Annotated in this window: 20 protein-coding genes; 19 read left to right on the top strand and 1 reads right to left on the bottom strand. The window is 54.8% G+C overall.

The features are described 5' to 3' along the window. The first annotated feature begins 11 nt into the window (after positions 1-11). The 18 genes from erpA (at position 12) to mgtE (ending at position 16,523) form a co-directional block, all read left to right on the top strand. A complete protein-coding gene (gene erpA, locus B7L15_RS11890; RefSeq protein WP_066315652.1) occupies positions 12-365 on the top strand; it encodes an iron-sulfur cluster insertion protein ErpA in 354 nt (117 codons plus the stop codon). 180 nt (positions 366-545) lie between these two features. Next, positions 546-1,316 carry a transporter substrate-binding domain-containing protein gene (locus tag B7L15_RS11895; protein ID WP_085919184.1) on the top strand — a complete coding sequence of 257 codons (771 nt, stop codon included), beginning with the start codon at positions 546-548 and terminating at the stop codon, positions 1,314-1,316. Between the two features lie 94 nt (positions 1,317-1,410). Continuing rightward, complete coding sequence (locus B7L15_RS11900; protein WP_085919185.1) at positions 1,411-2,082, top strand: amino acid ABC transporter permease; 672 nt, start codon at positions 1,411-1,413, stop codon at positions 2,080-2,082. Positions 2,083-2,093: 11 nt separating this feature from the next. Continuing rightward, positions 2,094-2,852 (top strand): amino acid ABC transporter ATP-binding protein, encoded by a 759-nt coding sequence (locus tag B7L15_RS11905; protein ID WP_085919186.1) that lies wholly within the window; start codon positions 2,094-2,096, stop codon positions 2,850-2,852. A gap of 557 nt (positions 2,853-3,409) precedes the next feature. Then, positions 3,410-5,314 (top strand): tRNA uridine-5-carboxymethylaminomethyl(34) synthesis enzyme MnmG, encoded by a 1,905-nt coding sequence (gene mnmG, locus B7L15_RS11910; protein WP_085919187.1) that lies wholly within the window; start codon positions 3,410-3,412, stop codon positions 5,312-5,314. Then, on the top strand, positions 5,311-5,976 hold the full coding sequence (gene rsmG / locus B7L15_RS11915; protein ID WP_085919188.1) for a 16S rRNA (guanine(527)-N(7))-methyltransferase RsmG: 666 nt from the start codon (positions 5,311-5,313) through the stop codon (positions 5,974-5,976). The genes mnmG and rsmG overlap by 4 nt, the downstream gene beginning before the upstream one ends. Continuing rightward, positions 5,977-6,744: a ParA family protein gene (locus B7L15_RS11920; protein ID WP_085919189.1), complete on the top strand. Its 768-nt coding sequence runs from the start codon at positions 5,977-5,979 to the stop codon at positions 6,742-6,744. It begins immediately after the preceding gene. 37 nt (positions 6,745-6,781) lie between these two features. After that, entirely contained in the window at positions 6,782-7,705 is a 924-nt protein-coding gene (locus B7L15_RS11925) for a ParB/RepB/Spo0J family partition protein (protein ID WP_085919190.1), read from the top strand. A gap of 215 nt (positions 7,706-7,920) precedes the next feature. Then, positions 7,921-8,313, top strand: coding sequence for an ATP synthase subunit I (locus B7L15_RS11930; RefSeq protein ID WP_085919191.1), 393 nt, complete (start codon positions 7,921-7,923; stop codon positions 8,311-8,313). Positions 8,314-8,328: 15 nt separating this feature from the next. Then, complete coding sequence (atpB, locus tag B7L15_RS11935; protein WP_085919192.1) at positions 8,329-9,156, top strand: F0F1 ATP synthase subunit A; 828 nt, start codon at positions 8,329-8,331, stop codon at positions 9,154-9,156. A 71-nt stretch (positions 9,157-9,227) separates the two neighbouring features. Beyond that, positions 9,228-9,455, top strand: coding sequence for a F0F1 ATP synthase subunit C (gene atpE / locus B7L15_RS11940; protein ID WP_085919193.1), 228 nt, complete (start codon positions 9,228-9,230; stop codon positions 9,453-9,455). 77 nt (positions 9,456-9,532) lie between these two features. After that, the gene (locus tag B7L15_RS11945; RefSeq protein WP_085919194.1) at positions 9,533-10,003 is read left to right on the top strand and encodes a F0F1 ATP synthase subunit B; all 471 of its coding nucleotides are present in this window, start codon (positions 9,533-9,535) and stop codon (positions 10,001-10,003) included. A gap of 11 nt (positions 10,004-10,014) precedes the next feature. Further along, a complete protein-coding gene (locus B7L15_RS11950; protein WP_085919195.1) occupies positions 10,015-10,551 on the top strand; it encodes a F0F1 ATP synthase subunit delta in 537 nt (178 codons plus the stop codon). A 16-nt stretch (positions 10,552-10,567) separates the two neighbouring features. Beyond that, on the top strand, positions 10,568-12,112 hold the full coding sequence (atpA, locus tag B7L15_RS11955) for a F0F1 ATP synthase subunit alpha (protein ID WP_085919196.1): 1,545 nt from the start codon (positions 10,568-10,570) through the stop codon (positions 12,110-12,112). Positions 12,113-12,180: 68 nt separating this feature from the next. Then, positions 12,181-13,068, top strand: a complete 888-nt coding sequence (gene atpG, locus B7L15_RS11960; protein WP_066315682.1) for a F0F1 ATP synthase subunit gamma — start codon at positions 12,181-12,183, stop codon at positions 13,066-13,068. A 72-nt stretch (positions 13,069-13,140) separates the two neighbouring features. Then, complete coding sequence (atpD, locus tag B7L15_RS11965; protein WP_066315690.1) at positions 13,141-14,520, top strand: F0F1 ATP synthase subunit beta; 1,380 nt, start codon at positions 13,141-13,143, stop codon at positions 14,518-14,520. A 24-nt stretch (positions 14,521-14,544) separates the two neighbouring features. Further along, positions 14,545-14,973 carry a F0F1 ATP synthase subunit epsilon gene (locus B7L15_RS11970; RefSeq protein WP_066315695.1) on the top strand — a complete coding sequence of 143 codons (429 nt, stop codon included), beginning with the start codon at positions 14,545-14,547 and terminating at the stop codon, positions 14,971-14,973. Positions 14,974-15,140: 167 nt separating this feature from the next. After that, positions 15,141-16,523 (top strand): magnesium transporter, encoded by a 1,383-nt coding sequence (gene mgtE, locus B7L15_RS11975; RefSeq protein ID WP_085919197.1) that lies wholly within the window; start codon positions 15,141-15,143, stop codon positions 16,521-16,523. A 12-nt stretch (positions 16,524-16,535) separates the two neighbouring features. Here the strand turns inward: mgtE and B7L15_RS11980 are convergent, their stop codons facing one another. Next, the gene (locus B7L15_RS11980; RefSeq protein WP_085919198.1) at positions 16,536-17,729 is read right to left on the bottom strand and encodes a cation diffusion facilitator family transporter; all 1,194 of its coding nucleotides are present in this window, start codon (positions 17,727-17,729) and stop codon (positions 16,536-16,538) included. A gap of 175 nt (positions 17,730-17,904) precedes the next feature. On the opposite strand from B7L15_RS11980, the gene B7L15_RS11985 reads away from it, so the two are divergent. Continuing rightward, positions 17,905-18,705, top strand: a complete 801-nt coding sequence (locus tag B7L15_RS11985; protein ID WP_085919199.1) for an undecaprenyl-diphosphate phosphatase — start codon at positions 17,905-17,907, stop codon at positions 18,703-18,705. Positions 18,706-18,712: the final 7 nt, after the last annotated feature.

Below are 18,712 nucleotides of genomic sequence, written 5' to 3' on the forward strand. Positions count from 1 at the left end.
GGGAGGTAGCCATGAGCAGCGCAGAATCCTTTGTTCCAACGCCACTGTTGTTGTCCGATAGTGCTCAAAAACGCATCAACGCCTTGATGGCAGAGGAAAACAACTCAACGCTTAAACTACGCGTTTATGTCACCGGCGGTGGCTGTTCAGGCTTTCAATACGGCTTCGATTTTGCCGATAACGTTGCCGATGACGACACGGTTATCGAATTTGGTGACGCCGCTCTGGTGGTTGATCCCCTCTCCTACCAATACCTGGTGGGCTCAACCGTTGACTACGAAGAAGGCCTTGCAGGGGCGCGTTTTCGAGTTCAAAACCCCAATGCCACCACTACATGTGGTTGCGGGGCTTCATTTATGGTGTAGCGGTTTCCCTTGAATATCGAACTGCGTCGACCCAGCGTTTATCGCAATTCCCACCCGTGACTTGACGCCCTGATGGTTTCTCGCCAAGGTTATTAGGTCAATAACAGGCTTAAGTACCAGTCGCAAAGCGGTGCACACTGCTTTGCTGGCACTTTGCCATACAAACCACGGGGAAAACCTATGAAATCGCTGCTATCAAGCACCGTACTTTCTTTATCCGCCCTGACGCTTGCGTTGGGCGGCGCTTCTGCTCAGGCGCAAGAGACGCCTAGCGTCAATGTCGCTACCGACCCAAGTTTCGTACCGTTTGAGATGATGGATGAAGACACCGGCGAGATGGTTGGCTTCGACATCGATATCATCAACGAAGTGGCCGACCGGGCAGGCTTTGACGTCAATCTCACCACCATGGACTTTTCAGGCATTATTCCTGCGGTGCAAACCGGCAATCAGGAGATCGCCATTGCCGGGATCACCATTACCGAAGAACGGGCGGAGATCGTTGACTTCTCTGACCCCTACTACGATTCAGGCCTGAGAATCATCGTTCGCGCCGATAGCGACGTTGAAGACATTGATGACCTGGAAGGCATGTCCATCGCCACCAAAACAGGCTCCACCAGCTACGATTTTCTGGAAGAAAAGTTTGGTGACGACGCCGACTATACGCCCTACCCCGGCACTTCCGACATGTACATGGCCCTGCTGGGCCGCAACGTCGATGCTGTCTTCTACGACGCACCCAACGTGGCTTATTTCTCGCAAACCCGCGGTGAAGGCCGTACTAAAGTGGTGGGTCCCCTCTACGAAGGCCAGCAATATGGCATCGTCTTCAACAAAGGCAGCGAGTGGGTAGAACCTACCAACGAAGCCTTGGCTGAAATGCGCGAAGACGGCACCTACGATGAAATCTATGAAAAATGGTTTGGTGAAGCGCCCAGCGACGAATAATTATCGCTGAACGTTATTTGACCATTTCATCAGGGCCGGGCGGCATCGCCCCCGGCCCTGTTCGTTTGTCTTCTCATCTCTCAGGAGAACGCGCGTGGAACCGAGCTTTGAGTTTAATTGGGAAGCGACCATTAACTCGATTCCCCATTTGCTACCGGGGATCCCCTACACCCTGCTGATTTCCTTTGGCGGACTCGCCATCGGTTTTTTTATCGGCATCTTTTTTGGCCTCCTGCGCATAAGTCCCCTCCGCTGGCTGCGCTGGCCCGCCATCGTCTACGTCGAGGTCTTTCGCGGCACGCCGATTCTGGTTCAGGTGCTGTTTATCTTCTACGGCCTGCCTCAGTTGTTGGGAAGCCCTATCAATGCGCTCGTTGCAGGTATTGCGGCCATAGCGGTGAACTCGGGGGCTTATATTTCCGAAATCGTGCGGGGCGGTGTTCAATCCATTGAACGTGGCCAGCGGGAAGCCTCCCTGTCGCTGGGTCTTTCACGTACCCAGTCGTTTCGTTACGTTATCTGGCCTCAGGCATTTCGCCGGATGATCCCGCCCCTGGGTAATCAAAGTATCATCAGCATCAAGGATACCTCTTTATTTTCGGTAATCGGGGTGGGTGAGCTGGTTCGTCAAGGCCAGGTTTATATCGCCAGCACCTTTACCGCGATGGAAGTCTATCTGATGGTGGCCATCATGTACCTGGCTATCACCTGGACCCTTTCAATCATCTTGCGACAGCTTGAAAACAAAGGCTTGGTAGGCCAATAAGGAGACGCACAATGAACGACAAAGCTCAGCAGATTGTGCGTATGCAGCAGCTCAATAAACACTTTGGTAGCCTGCACGTACTCAAAGACATAGATATGCACATCACACCTGGCGAAGTGGTCGTGGTGATCGGTGCAAGTGGGTCGGGTAAATCCACCCTGATCCGCTGTATCAACGGACTGGAAGAATTCCAGACCGGTTCGCTGGAAGTTGACGGTAACGAGTTGCTACCTAACGGCAAGAGTAGCCAGGCACTGCAAACCATCCGTACCGAAGTCGGCATGGTGTTTCAGCAATTCAACCTGTTTCCTCATTTAAGCGTTATCGACAATATCACCCTCGCTCCCATGAAAGTACGTGGCTGGAACCGTTCAGACGCCCTGGAAGCTGCCAAGCGTCTGCTTGACCGCGTTGGGATCTCCGACCAGGCGGATAAGTATCCCAGCCAGCTGTCTGGCGGTCAGCAGCAGCGTGTGGCACTCGCACGTGCACTTGCCATGGAACCGCGATTAATGCTGTTTGACGAGCCTACGTCGGCGCTGGACCCCGAAATGATTGGCGAGGTACTGGATGCCATGCGAGAGCTCGCTAAAGAGGGCATGACCATGGTGATCGTCACCCATGAAATGGGCTTTGCGCGTGAAGTCGCCGACCGTGTGGTGTTCATTCACCAGGGGGAAATCACCGAAGAGGGGCCTCCCGAACAGCTATTCGATGCGCCTCGACACGAACGTACGCAATCGTTTTTAGCCCGGGTACTCAAGCACTGATTTAGCCAAAAAATACGCTTGGTAACCGACATTTGATGGCCTGTGATCACCACAGGCCATTTTTTTTGCCTGTGGATAATTTATTTCTATAGGTTGTCACAACCTGCTTTTAACCTGCATCACGCCGCCTTCGAACTCGATAGCAGCGTATTTCCTTCCCTTGTTCACAGTCACGGTAACAACCCTGGTATACACGAGTGGAAAAACCGTGTCTCATCACAGCGGTGGATAAAACAAGCTTTCATCCACAGGCCCAACACGGTTTCTACTCAGTTAATCCGCCGTTTAATCATGTAGAAGTCAACAACATAACGTATTGATAAAAAAGATATAAAATCGCTTATCAACAGATTTTGTCCACACCAGTAGTAACAACATCAATAGAACTTCTCTTATATAATATTTATGTTGTTATTAGTAAGCGCTGCTGAACAAACGGGGTGTGGAAAAAACTGACGGTTACCCACAAGGGGTTTATACTGGCGGGCTTATTGAATTAAGGTGCGCATGCACCGACTCAACTCATCCGTGCCTGATGGCACAAGACGAGGTGTCTCTTGAATTACCCTGACCGCTTTGATGTCATTGTCATCGGCGGTGGCCATGCGGGAACTGAAGCCGCATTGGCCTCTGCTCGCATGGGCTGTCAAACCCTGTTGCTTACGCACAACATCGAAACGCTCGGCCAAATGTCGTGTAATCCGGCAATTGGCGGGATCGGCAAGAGCCATCTCGTCAAGGAAATTGACGCGTTAGGCGGCGCCATGGGTCTTGCCACAGACGCAGGTGGCATCCAGTTTCGTGTCTTGAACGCACGTAAGGGGCCTGCTGTTCGAGCGACCCGCGCCCAGGCTGACCGCGTACGCTACAAAGCAGCCATTCGTGGCATGCTTGAAAACCAGCCAAATCTGACGATTTTCCAGCAGGCCGCGGGCGATCTGATTGTGGATAACGACACCGTGCGGGGCGTGGTGACGGAAACCGGTATCCGGTTTCACAGTGAATCCGTCGTGCTCTCGACCGGTACTTTTCTCGGCGGTGTGATCCACATCGGACTTGATCAAACTCGCGGTGGCCGAGCAGGCGATGCGCCCTCCAATGCATTGGCTGAGCGACTGCGTGCCCTGCCGTTCCGGGTTGATCGTCTGAAAACCGGTACACCCCCACGCATTGATGCCAAAACCGTTGATTTCTCTCAACTTGAAGAACAACCTGGTGACACGCCAACGCCGGTGATGTCCTATCTGGGCTCAAGGGAAATGCACCCCGAACAGATGAGCTGTCACATTGGGCACACCAACGAGCGCACCCATGAGATCATCATGGCGAACCTCGAACGTTCACCAATGTATTCGGGCGTGATCGAGGGCATCGGGCCACGCTATTGCCCTTCGATTGAAGACAAGGTCCATCGCTTTGCCGATAAATCGAGCCACCAGATATTTATCGAACCCGAAGGCCTGGATACCAATGAGCTGTATCCCAACGGAATTTCCACTTCATTGCCGTTCGATATACAGCTTCAGGTCGTACGCTCGATCAAGGGAATGGAAAACGCGCATATCACCCGGCCAGGCTACGCAATCGAGTACGATTTCTTTGATCCACGGGATTTGCAGCACTCCCTGGAAACCAAATTTATCCACAACCTGTTTTTTGCCGGACAAATCAACGGCACTACCGGTTACGAAGAAGCCGGGGCTCAGGGCTTGCTCGCTGGACTGAACGCGGCACGCCGTGCCAGGCAGTTGGAAGCGTGGTATCCACGCCGTGACGAAGCTTACCTTGGGGTACTGGTCGATGATCTGATCACCATGGGTACCAAGGAGCCCTACCGCATGTTCACGTCACGCGCGGAATACCGTCTGTTGCTGCGTGAAGACAACGCCGATCTCCGGCTCACTGAAAAAGGTCGCGAATTGGGGCTGGTGGATGACATGCGCTGGGCAGCGTTCAGTAAAAAGCGCGATGCCATCGAGCACGAGTCGGCTCGGCTTGCCAGTACCTGGGTTCAGCCGAAAAGCCCGGCCGCCGCTGTTATCGCCGAGCACACCGGCCAGGCGTTGAACCGCGAGTACCGGTTGAGCGATCTGCTGAAACGCCCGGAACTGAGCTATGCGACCTTGACCCATCTTCCCGGTCTGGAAGCTTCTCCGGTGACCGACGAGGCCGTGGCTGAACAAGTGCAGATTCAGGCAAAATATCAGGGGTATATCGATCGTCAGCAGGACGAGATTGATAAACTCAAACGCCATGAGGCGATGCCCCTACCTGCTGATCTGGATTATCACCGCGTTGAAGGCCTATCCAATGAAATTCGCCAAAAACTCAGCGAAGCACGGCCTGAAACTCTCGCCCAGGCGGCGCGTATTTCGGGCGTGACGCCTGCGGCCGTATCGATATTGCTGATTCAACTCAAGAAACGTCGGCTGATATCGACACCCGAGGTGGCCAACGGATGAGCGGCGTATCAACGCTGTTTTCCGATTTACCCAGCCAGGTCGAAACGCGGCTGGATGAAGGTCTCAGCGCATTAGGCACCCCAATAACAGCCCAGCAGCGTGATCAACTGCTGGGCCTGCTTGCGCTATTGCACAAGTGGAACCGGGCTTATAATCTCACCGCAGTACGCGATGTTAACGACATGGTATCGCGCCACGTGCTGGATAGTGCAGCCGTGCTGCCGTTTGTCGAAGGGCCCAAGCTTCTTGATGTTGGTGCAGGTCCCGGGTTGCCGGGGCTGGTCCTGGCCATTCTCAAGCCCGAGCTATCCGTGACCCTTCTGGACAGCAACGGCAAGAAAGTCCGCTTTCAGCGCCAGGCGGTGATGGAGCTCGGATTGTCGAACGTGACCCCCGTTCAAGCGCGGGTAGAGCAGTTTGCTGACAGCGTCTTTGATCAAGTGATTTCGCGGGCATTTGCCAGTTTGGTGGATTTTGTCAATCTGACGCGAAAACTTCCGACGGCGGAAGGACAGTGGCTGGCGATGAAAGGCCCTGGTGCCAATGAAGAATTGCGTGATCTGCCGGGTGATGTTCAGCTTTATACAAGACACGCGTTACATGTCCCCTTTGAGACGGCCGAGCGACAGCTGTTGATTCTGACCCCACAAGGAGTTGAGTAAGTGAGCCAGATCATTGCCCTAACCAACCAGAAAGGCGGCGTGGGCAAGTCCACTTCAGCCGTGAACCTGGCTGCTAGCCTCGCTGGACTCGACCGTCGGGTGCTGCTGGTGGACCTTGATCCGCAAGGCCACGCCAGTATGGGCAGTGGTATCGACAAGCACAGCTTGGATAAGAGCGTTTTGGACGTTCTTCTGGGTGAGGCGACGGCCGCTGATACTATCGTTCGCAAGCTGCCAGTCAAATACGATGTGCTACCCAGCAACGGTGATTTGACCGCGGCAGAAGTGGAACTGATGCATGCCGATCAGCGTGAAAGCGGCTTAAGCAACGCCCTTGCCAGCGTCTTCGCCGAATACGACGTGGTGCTGATTGACTGCCCTCCATCGCTCAACATGCTGACCGTCAATGCGCTGACGGCCGCTCACGGGGTGCTGATTCCGCTACAGTGTGAATTCTACGCGTTGGAAGGGCTGTCGGCGCTGCTCGATACGGTTGAGCAAATCAAGCAAAGCATCAATCCCGATCTGGCGATTTCCGGTATTCTGCGCACCATGTACGACAAGCGGACCAGCCTGACCCGTGAAGTCGACAAGCAGTTGCGCGACTATTTCGGTGATGCCCTGCTGAAAACCACGATTCCGCGTAACGTCAAAGTGGCAGAGGCGCCCAGTCACGGCCTGCCGGTCACCCAGTATGCGCGCTTCTCGCGCGGTAGCCAGGCCTACCGTGTATTAGCAAAAGAGCTAATTCGTCGACTCGCGCTATAATCACCACGACGGATTTATTTTTCACGAGGGAATGCCCATGACGCGTAAACCCGCGCTAGGACGTGGCTTGGATGCTCTGATTGGTGCTGGTGCCCGCCGCCGCGACAGTCTGGAGTTTGCCGCAGGCTCATCCCCGGCGCCAGATAATGATGGCATTGCAGAAGATATTGCCCCACAGACCCAGGAGCGTCTTGAACGCTTACCGCTTGGTCAGTTGTCACGGGGAAAATATCAACCGCGGCGGGATATTCAGCCTGAAGCGCTTGAAGAGTTGGCCGATTCGATACGTGCGCAGGGGGTCATGCAACCCATTGTCGTGCGGCCAATCGGTCAGGACCGCTACGAGATCGTGGCCGGTGAACGCCGCTGGCGGGCAGCCCAGCTAGCCGAATTGGACGTTATCCCGGCGGTCATCCGTGACGTTAGCGACGAAGTCGCCCTGGCGCTGGCACTGATCGAAAACATTCAGCGCGAGAACCTCAATGCCATTGAAGAAGCGCTGGCATTGAAACGGTTAGGCGACGAGTTTGAAATGACCCAGCAGCAGATGGCCGATGCGGTAGGCAAATCGCGTACCCAGGTGGCCAATCTGTTACGTCTGCTGGCGCTGGATAATGAGGTACAGACGCTGCTCGAACGCGGTGATCTGGATATGGGGCATGCGCGCGCCCTGCTGACACTGAACAGCGCCCAACAGCGCCAGGTTGCCCACGAAGTGGTCAACAATGACCTGACTGTTCGCGCCACGGAAGCCTTGGTCAAGAAAGTACAAAGCCAACCGGTAGCGCCGACACCACGGCGTCAGGCAAAAAGCTCCGACGTGGCGCGTCTGGAAACTCAACTGGGGGAACTGCTTGGTGCTCCCGTGTCAATTGACCATGGTCAGAGAGGTAAAGGTAAATTAACGATACGTTATACAAGTCTTGAAGAATTGGATGGCATCTTAAATCATATTAAATAGCAAGCTATCAAATGTCGTGCGAGAAGTAGGCATGTTTTCTCTCTTTGGTCGCAATTAGGCCCCTTAACAGGTAAATTCGGTGCAAGTTCGGTTGAAGGTGTGGTAGCGCTTCCCTATAATCGCGCAAGATTTGTGCAGGATAAGTTGGTTGTCGAGGTATTAGCTTGTCGAGCAGTGGGTTTTCATTAATGAGGCTGGGTATTTTCCCAAGTGCTATGCAGCGATACGAAACCCAGCGGCGACGTCTAGATTTTAAGCGGCTATTTCAGGCCCAGCTAGCTGCTACCATGTTCATGACGATGCTAGCCGCATTATGGGTTGGGATAGACGCTGCGTTATCTGCATTGGTAGGCGGAATGAATAGCCTTCTCCCATCAATGTACTTTGTGTGGCGTGGGCTGCGTCAGCAGAGAGGAAAACAACAACGTAGCGTGTTGAATTTTTATCAAGCAGCAATGGGTAAGTTTGGTTTGACGGTGGCGCTTTTTGCGCTGGTTTTTGTACTAGTGCCCCCTTCAAACCCCGCTTTTTTCTTTGTCGCCTATGTGGTGGCCCAACTCATGCACTGGCTAACACCATGGCTGGTACACGAAGGGTCGACCCCCTAAACCTGAGGAAGCAGTATGGCAGTGGATAATGAAGTATCGGCCATTTATTACATACAGCATCACCTCCAGAACCTAACCTTTGGAAAGCATCCAGAGAACGGTTGGTCGCTTGCGTCCACCTCTGAAGAAGCTACCGAAATGGGGTTTTGGGCAATCCATTTGGATACCATGGGTTGGTCCATCGCCATGGGGTTGTTATTTATCTGGGCTTTCCACAAAGCCGGTAAAATAGCCACCACAGGGGTACCCGGTGGGCTACAAAACGCAGTGGAAATGGTCATTGAGTTTATCGAAAACCTGACGCATGCCACCTTCCATGGGAGAAATAAGCATATTGCTCCCATCGCTTTGACGCTGTTCGTATGGATACTTCTTATGAACAGTTTGAAAATTATTCCAGTCGACTACTTCCCTGAATTGTTCGCCAAGCTTGGCGTCGACTACATGAAAATTGTACCTACTACCGATGTGAACGCTACGCTGGGAATGGCACTTGGTGTGTTCTTGATGATTATTTACTACAGCATCAAGATAAAGGGGGTGGGCGGCTTTGCTAAAGAGCTGTCGTTGACTCCCTTCAACCACTGGTCTCTCATCCCATTCAACCTAGTACTGGAACTTGTAGGCTTGATTGTTAAGCCGATCAGCCTGGGGCTGCGTCTTTTCGGCAATATGTTTGCCGGGGAAGTGATTTTTATCCTCATCGCCCTCCTGCCGTTCTGGGCAATCTGGCTGTTAGATGTGCCGTGGGCCATCTTCCATATTTTAGTGGTCTCGTTGCAGGCATTTATTTTCACGACATTATCCATCGTGTATTTAAGCGCAGCCCACGAGCATCATTAATCAAGCGCAACTTTTTGCACAATACCCTTAACCTAAACCCTTGAAATTAACGTACTATCAGGAGCTTTATCATGGAAACTGTCTACATCGCTGCCGCCATCATCATCAGCGTTAGTGCTCTGGCAACTGGCTTAGGCTTCGCTATGCTAGGTGGTAAACTGCTTGAGTCCACAGCACGCCAGCCAGAACTGGGCGATCAGTTGCAAACCAAAACCTTCATCATGGCCGGTCTGCTTGACGCCGTTCCGATGATCGGTGTTGGTATCGCTATGTACCTGATCTTCGTTGTTGCCGGTTAATGACAGCTTAGCCGAGCGGTTTCCCGCTCGGTTCTGTTTCACTCCGGTCGCCACGAACCTGTCAGAGGTACATCCCTGTGAATATCAACATGACGCTAATTGGGCAGACGATCGCATTCGCGGTCTTTGTCTGGTTTTGCATAAAGTATGTGTGGCCGCCGATCAGCAACGCGCTCCATGAGCGTCAGAAGAAAATTGCTGATGGCCTGGACGCAGCCAGCCGTGCTTCTCGCGATCTCGAAGTCGCCCAGGAGAAAGCCGAGCAGACCCTGCGTGAGAGCAAGGAACAGGCTTCTCAAATTCTCGAGCAGGCCAACAAGCGTTCTGCTCAGATCGTTGAAGAAGCTCGCGATCAGGCCCGCGCCGAAGGCGAACGTCTGGTGGCAAGCGCACGTTCCGAGATTGAGCAAGAAGTGAACCGTGCTAAAGAGGATCTTCGTGCCCAAGTCTCTCACCTTGCCATCATCGGTGCTGAGCGCGTCTTGGAAGCGTCGGTCGACGAACAAGCCCATCGCAAGTTACTCGATGAGCTGGCTGCTGAACTGTAAGGAGGTGAATCATGGCGGAATTACTGACCGTCGCTCGTCCTTACGCTAAGGCGGCGTTTGAATACGCGCGTGATCATGAGGCGCTGGATAGTTGGTCAAAAGCGCTTGCATCTTTGAGTCAAGCCGTCACAGACAGTGATGTGCATCGGTTTCTGGGTAATCCGAAACTACTGGCCGAACAGAAAGCTGAGTTGCTGGCGGGCGTCTTGCCCGATCAAGGCGATGATGCTCAACGGCGGTTTCTGGACACTCTGGCAGATGAAGGCCGACTTAATGCCTTGCCATCAATGGCTGATCAGTTCGAGCGCCTGCGCGCCGATCATGAACAGCGGCTTGATGTCTTGGTGTTATCGGCCTACAAGCTCGATAGCAAGCAGAAAACCAAGCTAAAGAACGCGCTCAAGAAACGTCTGAATCGCGAAATCTCCATTACCACTCAGGTGGATAAAACGCTGATTGGTGGCGTCATCCTGCGTGCCGGCGATACCGTCATTGACGGCTCGGTACGTGGACGATTGAACCGCCTTTCCGACGCGTTAACCGCTTGAGTCTGAGGGACATGGCATGCAGCAATTGAATCCTTCCGAGATCAGCGACATCATCAAGCAGCGAATCGAGAAGCTTGACGTCGCATCTGAAGCCCGTAATCAGGGCACCATCGTCAGTGTTTCCGACGGTATCGTGAAAGTTCACGGCCTCGAAGACGCGATGTTCGGTGAAATGATCGAATTCCCCAACAGCGTTTTTGGCATGGTACTCAACCTGGAGCGTGACTCCGTGGGTGCCGTGGTGCTGGGTGACTACCTGTTGCTTGAAGAGGGCATGACCGCCAAGTGTACCGGTCGTATTCTTGAAGTACCGGTAGGCCCCGAGCTGATTGGTCGTGTTGTCGATGCGTTGGGTAATCCCATCGACGGCAAAGGCGATATCAATGCCAAGCTGACCGATGCAGTAGAAAAGGTCGCCCCGGGTGTTATCACCCGCCAGTCAGTCGATGAGCCGATTCAAACCGGCCTGAAGTCGATTGACTCCATGGTGCCGATCGGCCGTGGTCAGCGTGAGCTGATCATCGGTGACCGTCAGATTGGTAAATCCGCCATTGCCATTGATGCCATCATCAACCAGAAAGGCAAGGGCGTGACCTGTGTTTACGTCGCCATTGGTCAGAAGCAGTCGACCATTGCCAACGTGGTACGCAAGCTCGAAGAGCACGGCGCGATGGAACATACCATCATCGTCGCTGCTGGCGCTGCCGACCCAGCACCCATGCAGTTCCTGGCGGCCTATTCCGGCTGTACCATGGGCGAATATTTCCGTGACCGCGGCGAAGACGCAATGATTGTCTATGACGATCTTTCCAAGCAGGCCGTGGCTTATCGTCAGGTATCGCTGTTGCTGCGTCGTCCGCCGGGTCGTGAAGCCTACCCAGGTGACGTTTTCTATCTCCACTCGCGTCTGCTTGAGCGGGCTGCTCGAGTGAACGTTGACTACGTTGAGAAGTTTACGGGCGGCGAAGTGAAAGGCAAGACCGGTTCCTTGACCGCGCTGCCGATCATCGAAACCCAGGGTGGCGACGTGTCTGCGTTCGTTCCGACCAACGTGATCTCGATCACTGACGGTCAGATCTTCCTTGAGACCAACCTGTTCAACTCGGGTATCCGGCCGGCAATCAACGCGGGTCTTTCGGTATCGCGTGTTGGTGGTTCGGCGCAGACCAAGATTATCAAGAAGCTCGGCGGTAGCGTGCGCCTTGCGCTGGCTCAGTATCGCGAACTGGCGGCATTCTCGCAGTTTGCGTCTGACCTGGACGAAGCCACCCGCAAGCAACTTGAACATGGTCAGCGCGTCACCGAGCTGATGAAGCAACACCAATACTCGCCGATGTCGGTAGCCGAGATGGCGCTTACGCTTTACGCCGCCAACGAAGGTCACCTGGATGATGTCGAAGTCAATAAAGTGCTGGACTTCGAGCGTGCCCTGCACGACTACATGAAGGCTGAGCACAGCGACTTGCTCGACAAGATCAACCAGACCGGCGACTACAACGAAGAGATCCAAGGCGGCTTGAAGTCGGGTCTCGAGAAGTTCAAGGCGACTCAGAGCTGGTAATGTCTGGCCCGTCTGAATTGGGCGGGTTTGCATGCTTTCTGAGAGCCACGAACGAAGGGTAGATCGCTATGGCAGCTGCAAAAGAGATACGCACCCAGATCGGGAGCATTAAAAATACGCAGAAAATCACCAGCGCCATGGAAATGGTCGCTGCGTCGAAAATGCGTAAAGCGCAAGAGCGGATGAAGGCTAGTCAGCCTTACGCCAGGCAGATTCGCAACGTGGTCAGCCACCTTGCCGACGCCAACCCCGAGTACAAGCACGACTATATGGTCGAGCGTAAAGAGGTGAAGCGCGTTGGTTATATTGTGGTCTCCACCGACCGTGGTTTGTGCGGCGGCCTGAACCATAACCTGTTCAAGGCCGTGGTGAAGGATGCCAAGGCCTGGCATCAGGAAGGCGCTGGACTGGACTTCTGCGCGCTTGGCGCGAAGGCCAGTGGCTTTTTTCGCAACTATGGGGGCAACCTGGTTGCCGCCAAGAGCGGGCTAGGCGAAGCGCCATCGGTCGAAGGTCTGATTGGCAGTATCAAGGTCATGCTCGAAGCGTACGATGAAGGCAATATCGACCGCTTGTACGTGGTGCATAACGAGTTTATCAACACCATGACGCAACAGCCGGTGGTACGTCAGCTTCTTCCGCTGTCGACCGATATTGGTGAAGACGCAGAGCAAGACGACGAAAACGCCCGTCCCGGAAGCTGGGACTACCTGTATGAGCCGGATGCCAAGGCGTTATTGGATAGCCTGCTGGTTCGTTTCATTGAATCGCAGGTGTATCAGGCGGTTGTGGAAAACGTGGCGTGCGAGCAAGCCGCCCGGATGATCGCCATGAAGAGTGCAACCGATAACGCGGGCAATCTGATTGACGATCTGGAAATGGTTTATAACAAGGCCCGCCAGGCCGCCATTACCCAGGAAATTTCCGAGATCGTCGGCGGCGCTGCCGCCGTATAACGCCTAGGGAGCCGACGCTTTAGCGGCTCCCGGCAGACAGGTTTCATTTGCAGGTTTTTGAGAGGAACCAAGATGAGCGGACGTATCGTACAAATCATCGGCGCGGTGATTGACGTAGAGTTTCCGCGGGACTCTGTGCCCAAGGTCTACGACGCGCTGAAGGTCTCTGATGTAGAGACCATCCTCGAAGTCCAGCAGCAGCTGGGCGACGGCGTGGTGCGCACCATCGCCATGGGCTCCACTGAGGGCTTGAAGCGTGGCATGGACGTGGCCGACACAGGTGCTGCGATTTCGGTCCCCGTGGGTAAAGCCACGCTGGGCCGTATCATGAACGTGCTCGGCGAGCCGATTGATGAAGCAGGTGAAATCGGCGAAGACGAGCGCATGCCGATTCACCGCAAGGCACCTGGCTATGCCGACCAGGCAGCGTCTGAAGAGCTGCTGGAAACCGGGATCAAGGTTATCGACCTGGTCTGCCCGTTTGCCAAGGGTGGTAAGGTCGGCCTGTTCGGCGGTGCCGGTGTCGGTAAAACCGTCAACATGATGGAGCTTATCCGCAACATCGCCACCGAACACAGCGGCTACTCGGTATTCGCGGGTGTCGGTGAGCGTACGCGTGAGGGTAACGACTTCTATCACGAAATGACCGAATCCAACGTTATCGACAAGGTATCGCTGGTCTACGGTCAGATGAACGAGCCGCCGGGCAACCGTCTGCGCGTGGCGTTGACCGGCCTGACCATTGCGGAAAAATTCCGTGACGAAGGTCGCGACGTTCTGCTGTTCGTCGATAACATCTACCGCTATACCCTGGCGGGTACCGAAGTATCGGCCCTGCTGGGTCGTATGCCGTCAGCGGTGGGTTATCAGCCGACGCTGGCCGAAGAGATGGGCGTTCTGCAGGAACGTATCACCTCGACGAAGACAGGCTCGATCACCTCCGTACAGGCCGTTTATGTACCGGCGGATGACTTGACCGATCCGTCGCCGGCCACCACCTTCTCGCATCTGGACGCTACCGTGGTATTGGCGCGTTCGATTGCCGAGTTGGGTATCTATCCGGCCATCGATCCGCTCGATTCCACGTCGCGTCAGTTGGATCCGTTGGTGGTTGGTCAAGAACATTACGACACCGCACGCGGCGTTCAGGGTGTTCTGCAGCGTTACAAGGAACTCAAGGATATCATCGCGATCCTGGGCATGGATGAGCTGTCTGACGAAGACAAGCTGGCCGTCGCCCGCGCGCGTAAAATCCAGCGCTTCCTGTCGCAGCCGTTCTTCGTGGCCGAGGTATTCACCGGTGCACCGGGCAAATACGTGTCGCTGAAAGACACCATCCGTGGCTTCCAGGGCATCCTCGAAGGCGAGTACGATGACCTGCCGGAACAGGCCTTCTACATGGTCGGCTCCATCGACGAAGCAGTCGAGAAAGCCAACCAGATGAAGAAGTAATCCCGTCCATTAGGGGGATTCGCTATGGCGAATAGCTTCACTTGCAATATCGTCAGCGCTGAAGCGTCCATCTACTCGGGAACGGTCGAGATGGTGGTTGCCTCTGGCAGCACGGGCGATCTGGGTATTCTACCCGGTCACGCGCCGTTGCTGACGGAACTCAAGCCAGGGCCGGTACGGGTGATTCACGATGGTGGCGAAGAAGAACATTTCTTCGTGACTGGCGGCTTCATGGAAGTCCAGCCAGATATCGTGACCGTGTTGGCCGATGCTGCATCGCGTGCCAGCGACCTCAATGAGGCGGCTGCCGAAGAAGCGCGTCAGCAAGCGCTGAAAGCCTTTAACGACAAGACGTCCGAGCTCGACTATACGCGGGCTGCTGCGGAGCTTGCCGAAGCCGTTGCCCAGTTGCGAACGATCCAGCAACTGCGCAAAAAAGCGGGTAAAGGCTAAAACCGTCACGCTTGGCGTGAAATACAACGCCCCTTGAACCCGTCATTAGGGTTCAAGGGGCGTTTTTTTTGTCTGGTAGTATATAAAACAGAAACGGAATGGCAGCCATAATGCAGGAATGATGAATATCCGCCGCGTAGCCTTCGCAAGCGTATAAGGAGAATGTCGTGTCATTGAACGATGAAACGCTGCAAGCCATAAAAATTGAGCTGCTTGACGAGCTTGAAAAGGACGCACCGAACACGGCACTGTTTGCTGAACGTCTGAGTGAGATCCGGTCGGCGGATATTGGCGAAATCCTCGAAGATCTGATCGAGGAGGACGACGCCTTGGACGAGGCGTTGGCGTTACTCGATGTTTTGTCCACCGAACGCGCCGCCAATGTCTTGGGTTATTTACCCGGCGAAAGCCAGCTAGAGGTCATCGGCAGTCTCTCGGATGCCTATGCACTCAAGCTGTTGGAAGAAATGGGCTCCGATGAGCGGGCCGATTTGTTCAACCTGCTCGATGAAGACCGCCGTGAAGCCTTGTTGCGTCGCATGGCCCACAGGGAGCGTGAAGACCTCAAGCGATTGGCCAGCTACGAGGAGGGCACTGCCGGGGCGATCATGACCTCGGATTACGTTGCGATTGCCAGTGGCATGACCGTCTCTCAGGCGATGATGCGGGTACGCCAGACCGCGCCTGACGCTGAAACGGTCTATCAGCTCTATGTGCTGGACAGCGAAGGTCAGTTGATAGGCACCATGTCGTTGCGCCAATTGATGGTTGCCCGCCCGGGCGCGCTGGTCGACAACATCATGATCAAGGATGTGATCAGTACTCCTGTGGATAAAGGGCAGGAAGACGTCGCCAAGATCGTGGCGCGCTATGATCTGCTGGCCCTGCCGGTGATCGATGCTGATGGTCGGATGGTGGGGATCGTCACCCATGATGACGCCATGGACGTGGCCGAGTCGGAAGCCACAGAAGATATCCACAAGGGGATGTCGATCGGTCAGTTGGAGGACGGCGTTAGCCGGGTACCGCTTTGGACGCTATATCGCAAGCGGGTGTTCTGGCTGGTGTTGCTGGTGTTCGCCAATCTGTTCTCCGGCGCGGGCATTGCCTATTTTGAAGACACCATTGCGGCGCAGGTTGCCCTGGTATTCTTTTTGCCGCTGCTGATCGGCAGCGGTGGTAACGCAGGGGCTCAGGCCGCCACCTTGATGGTGCGCGGGATGGCCACCGGTGATGTCAGCGTCAAAGACTGGGGAAAAATGCTTGGCCGTGAGCTGTTGGTGGCCGGTTCGCTGGGAGTCACCATGGCGATTGCGGTAGCACCTATCGGGGTGATTCGTGGTGGTGAGGCGGTGGCGATCATCGTCGCACTCAGCATGGTGACCATCGTCATGTTCGGCAGCCTCATCGGCATGTGCCTGCCGTTCGTGCTGGAACGCTTCAAGGTGGACCCTGCGACGGCATCGGCGCCGCTGGTGACAACGCTGATTGATGCCTCCGGGGTGTTGATTTACTTCAGTATTGCAACCGCTGTTCTCACCCCGCTCTAAAAGGCGGTATGGCTAGCGCATGCTGTAGCTAGCCGCGCGGGTGATGAACAACACTTCAACATTACCCAGCCATTCGATATCGCTGGCCAGTGCTTTCAACTGGCTGGCAAGGCATTGGGGCGGTTGGTGAACGGCGTCGCTGATAATCAGCGACACTGAGATTTTATCGTTAAGGTAGTGAAGCTGTAGCTCATTGAGCGTCCGCCATACCGGGTGCTTGTACCACCGCGCATCCAGGGCTGCCTCTACTTCGGGGCGCAAGGGCAGGCCTGGAAGGCGGCTTGGGTCGCCTTCTCCAGCGTCGTCTTCCGGGTCGATATGAAATATGACGTCGGTTAATGCAGGAAACTGATGGCGCAGACGACGACTGACCTCATTGCCGATTTCATGGGCTTCCGAGACGGTGATCTTGGGGCCGACCACAATGTGCAAATCGACCATTACCCAGCCAGCGGATTGGCGGGTACGCAGGTCATGGACACTGTCCACGCCAGGCACTCCGCAGGCTACGTCATGCATCTGCTGTTGGGCGTCTTCGGGTAGGGCGGTATCGACCAGCTCGCGAGCCGACTCCCATAGCAAGTCCCAGCCGACTTTACCGACCAGCAAGCCAACGATAATGGCGGCCACGGCGTCCAGCCAACCCAGGCCAAACTGGGCGCCGAGCAGGGCAACCAATACCACTGCAGTGGAGAGGGCATCGCTACGCGAGTGCCAGGCGTTGGCTTCCAGCAGTTTGGAACCGACCCGTTTGGCGATTTGCATGGTGTAGCGGTAGATCCACTCTTTACTGAGCAACGCAATAACCGTCACCACAATGGCGAACACGCCTGGCGCGTTAATATCGGCGCCGCTGAACAAACGATCCAGACTTGACCAGGCAATACCCCCCGCAACGAAAATCAGCACACTTCCCAGCAGCAGCGTGGTAAGGGTTTCGATCCGGCCATGGCCATAATGGTGGTCTTTATCGGGCTCCTGGCGACCGTAATGAATCGCTGCCAGGACAAAACCGTCAGTGACTAAATCAGATAATGAATGAATGCCGTCAGCAATCAACGCGGCGGAACCGACCATCAACCCGACGGCGACTTTAATGATGCTCAGAAGCCCATCCAGCCAGGCACCAATATAGGTGACACGCTTTGCTTCGCGGCTTTGTAACTGAGAATCTTGAATAACCGATGAGTCGACGCGCTGAGTCATGAGGTACCTTGCAGGGACGCCCCTTGGCGAATAGGTGCCTTATTGTAGCGCACTCACCTGCGTGCTCTATAGTCCCAAGCGGTTGAAGAATGCTAATGGCGGACAAGTTTGGCCAGGATGTGTATCCTTAAGCGCCAATATGTCCCCCTCAACCGAGAGCAGATGAGGATAAGCAATGGATTGGCTTCAGGTGGTGGTATTAGCCCTGGTGCAGGGAGTGTCCGAGTTTTTGCCGGTGTCCAGTTCTGCTCATTTGATTTTGGTGCCTGTGCTCACCGAGTGGCAAGATCAGGGCTTGGCTTTCGATGTGGCGCTGCACTTGGGCAGTCTGTTAGCAGTTGTGGTCTATTTTCGTGCTGAGCTGTGGCAGATGATGACGAGCTGCGTTTCCGCGTTGAAAGGCCAACGTGTCGATCGCGATGCACGTCTGGCCGGTTGGGTGATTATCGCTACGCTACCGGTATGCACCGTGGGTTTTTTAATGCGGGATGTGGTGTCGGAGTATATGCGTTCGCCACTGATTATCGGCGTCAGCTTGATCGTTTTTGGCCTCTGGCTGGGCTATGCCGATTGGCAAAAACGTGGGGTGCGTAGCGAATATCAGCTAACGTTGACAGATACACTATGGATTGGCGGGGCTCAGGCCCTGGCGCTAATTCCCGGCACGTCGCGCTCAGGCGTTACCATGACCGCCGCGCTGATGCTGGGAATGAGCCGCGAAGGTGCGGCACGCTTTTCCTTTTTACTTTCCATTCCGGTCATTGTGCTAGCGGGCGGGTTAGAAGCGATAGAGCTTATTGGCCAACCCAACCCGGTCGACGTACCCGCAATGCTTGTGGGAACGCTACTTTCCGGTTTGAGCGCCTATGCGTGTATTCATTTTTTCCTGGCGCTGATCAAACGGTTGGGGATGCAGCCTTTTGTGTTATATCGCGTTCTTTTTGGCGCTTGGCTGCTATGGTTTTTTCATGGTTAGGGCGGAG

This window comes from Halomonas sp. CSM-2 (genome assembly GCF_002119345.1).
Lineage (GTDB): Bacteria > Pseudomonadota > Gammaproteobacteria > Pseudomonadales > Halomonadaceae > Vreelandella > Vreelandella janggokensis.

Coding starts and splice junctions, on each gene's coding strand:
- B7L15_RS11985 (WP_085919199.1), top strand. CDS start 17,905: ATGGATTGGCTTCAGGTGGTGGTATTAGCCCTGGTGCAGGGAGTGTCC.
- B7L15_RS11970 (WP_066315695.1), top strand. CDS start 14,545: ATGGCGAATAGCTTCACTTGCAATATCGTCAGCGCTGAAGCGTCCATC.
- B7L15_RS11950 (WP_085919195.1), top strand. CDS start 10,015: ATGGCGGAATTACTGACCGTCGCTCGTCCTTACGCTAAGGCGGCGTTT.
- erpA (WP_066315652.1), top strand. CDS start 12: ATGAGCAGCGCAGAATCCTTTGTTCCAACGCCACTGTTGTTGTCCGAT.
- B7L15_RS11895 (WP_085919184.1), top strand. CDS start 546: ATGAAATCGCTGCTATCAAGCACCGTACTTTCTTTATCCGCCCTGACG.
- atpE (WP_085919193.1), top strand. CDS start 9,228: ATGGAAACTGTCTACATCGCTGCCGCCATCATCATCAGCGTTAGTGCT.
- atpA (WP_085919196.1), top strand. CDS start 10,568: ATGCAGCAATTGAATCCTTCCGAGATCAGCGACATCATCAAGCAGCGA.
- atpB (WP_085919192.1), top strand. CDS start 8,329: ATGGCAGTGGATAATGAAGTATCGGCCATTTATTACATACAGCATCAC.
- rsmG (WP_085919188.1), top strand. CDS start 5,311: ATGAGCGGCGTATCAACGCTGTTTTCCGATTTACCCAGCCAGGTCGAA.
- atpD (WP_066315690.1), top strand. CDS start 13,141: ATGAGCGGACGTATCGTACAAATCATCGGCGCGGTGATTGACGTAGAG.
- B7L15_RS11925 (WP_085919190.1), top strand. CDS start 6,782: ATGACGCGTAAACCCGCGCTAGGACGTGGCTTGGATGCTCTGATTGGT.
- B7L15_RS11905 (WP_085919186.1), top strand. CDS start 2,094: ATGAACGACAAAGCTCAGCAGATTGTGCGTATGCAGCAGCTCAATAAA.
- B7L15_RS11930 (WP_085919191.1), top strand. CDS start 7,921: ATGCAGCGATACGAAACCCAGCGGCGACGTCTAGATTTTAAGCGGCTA.
- B7L15_RS11980 (WP_085919198.1), bottom strand. CDS start 17,729: ATGACTCAGCGCGTCGACTCATCGGTTATTCAAGATTCTCAGTTACAA.
- atpG (WP_066315682.1), top strand. CDS start 12,181: ATGGCAGCTGCAAAAGAGATACGCACCCAGATCGGGAGCATTAAAAAT.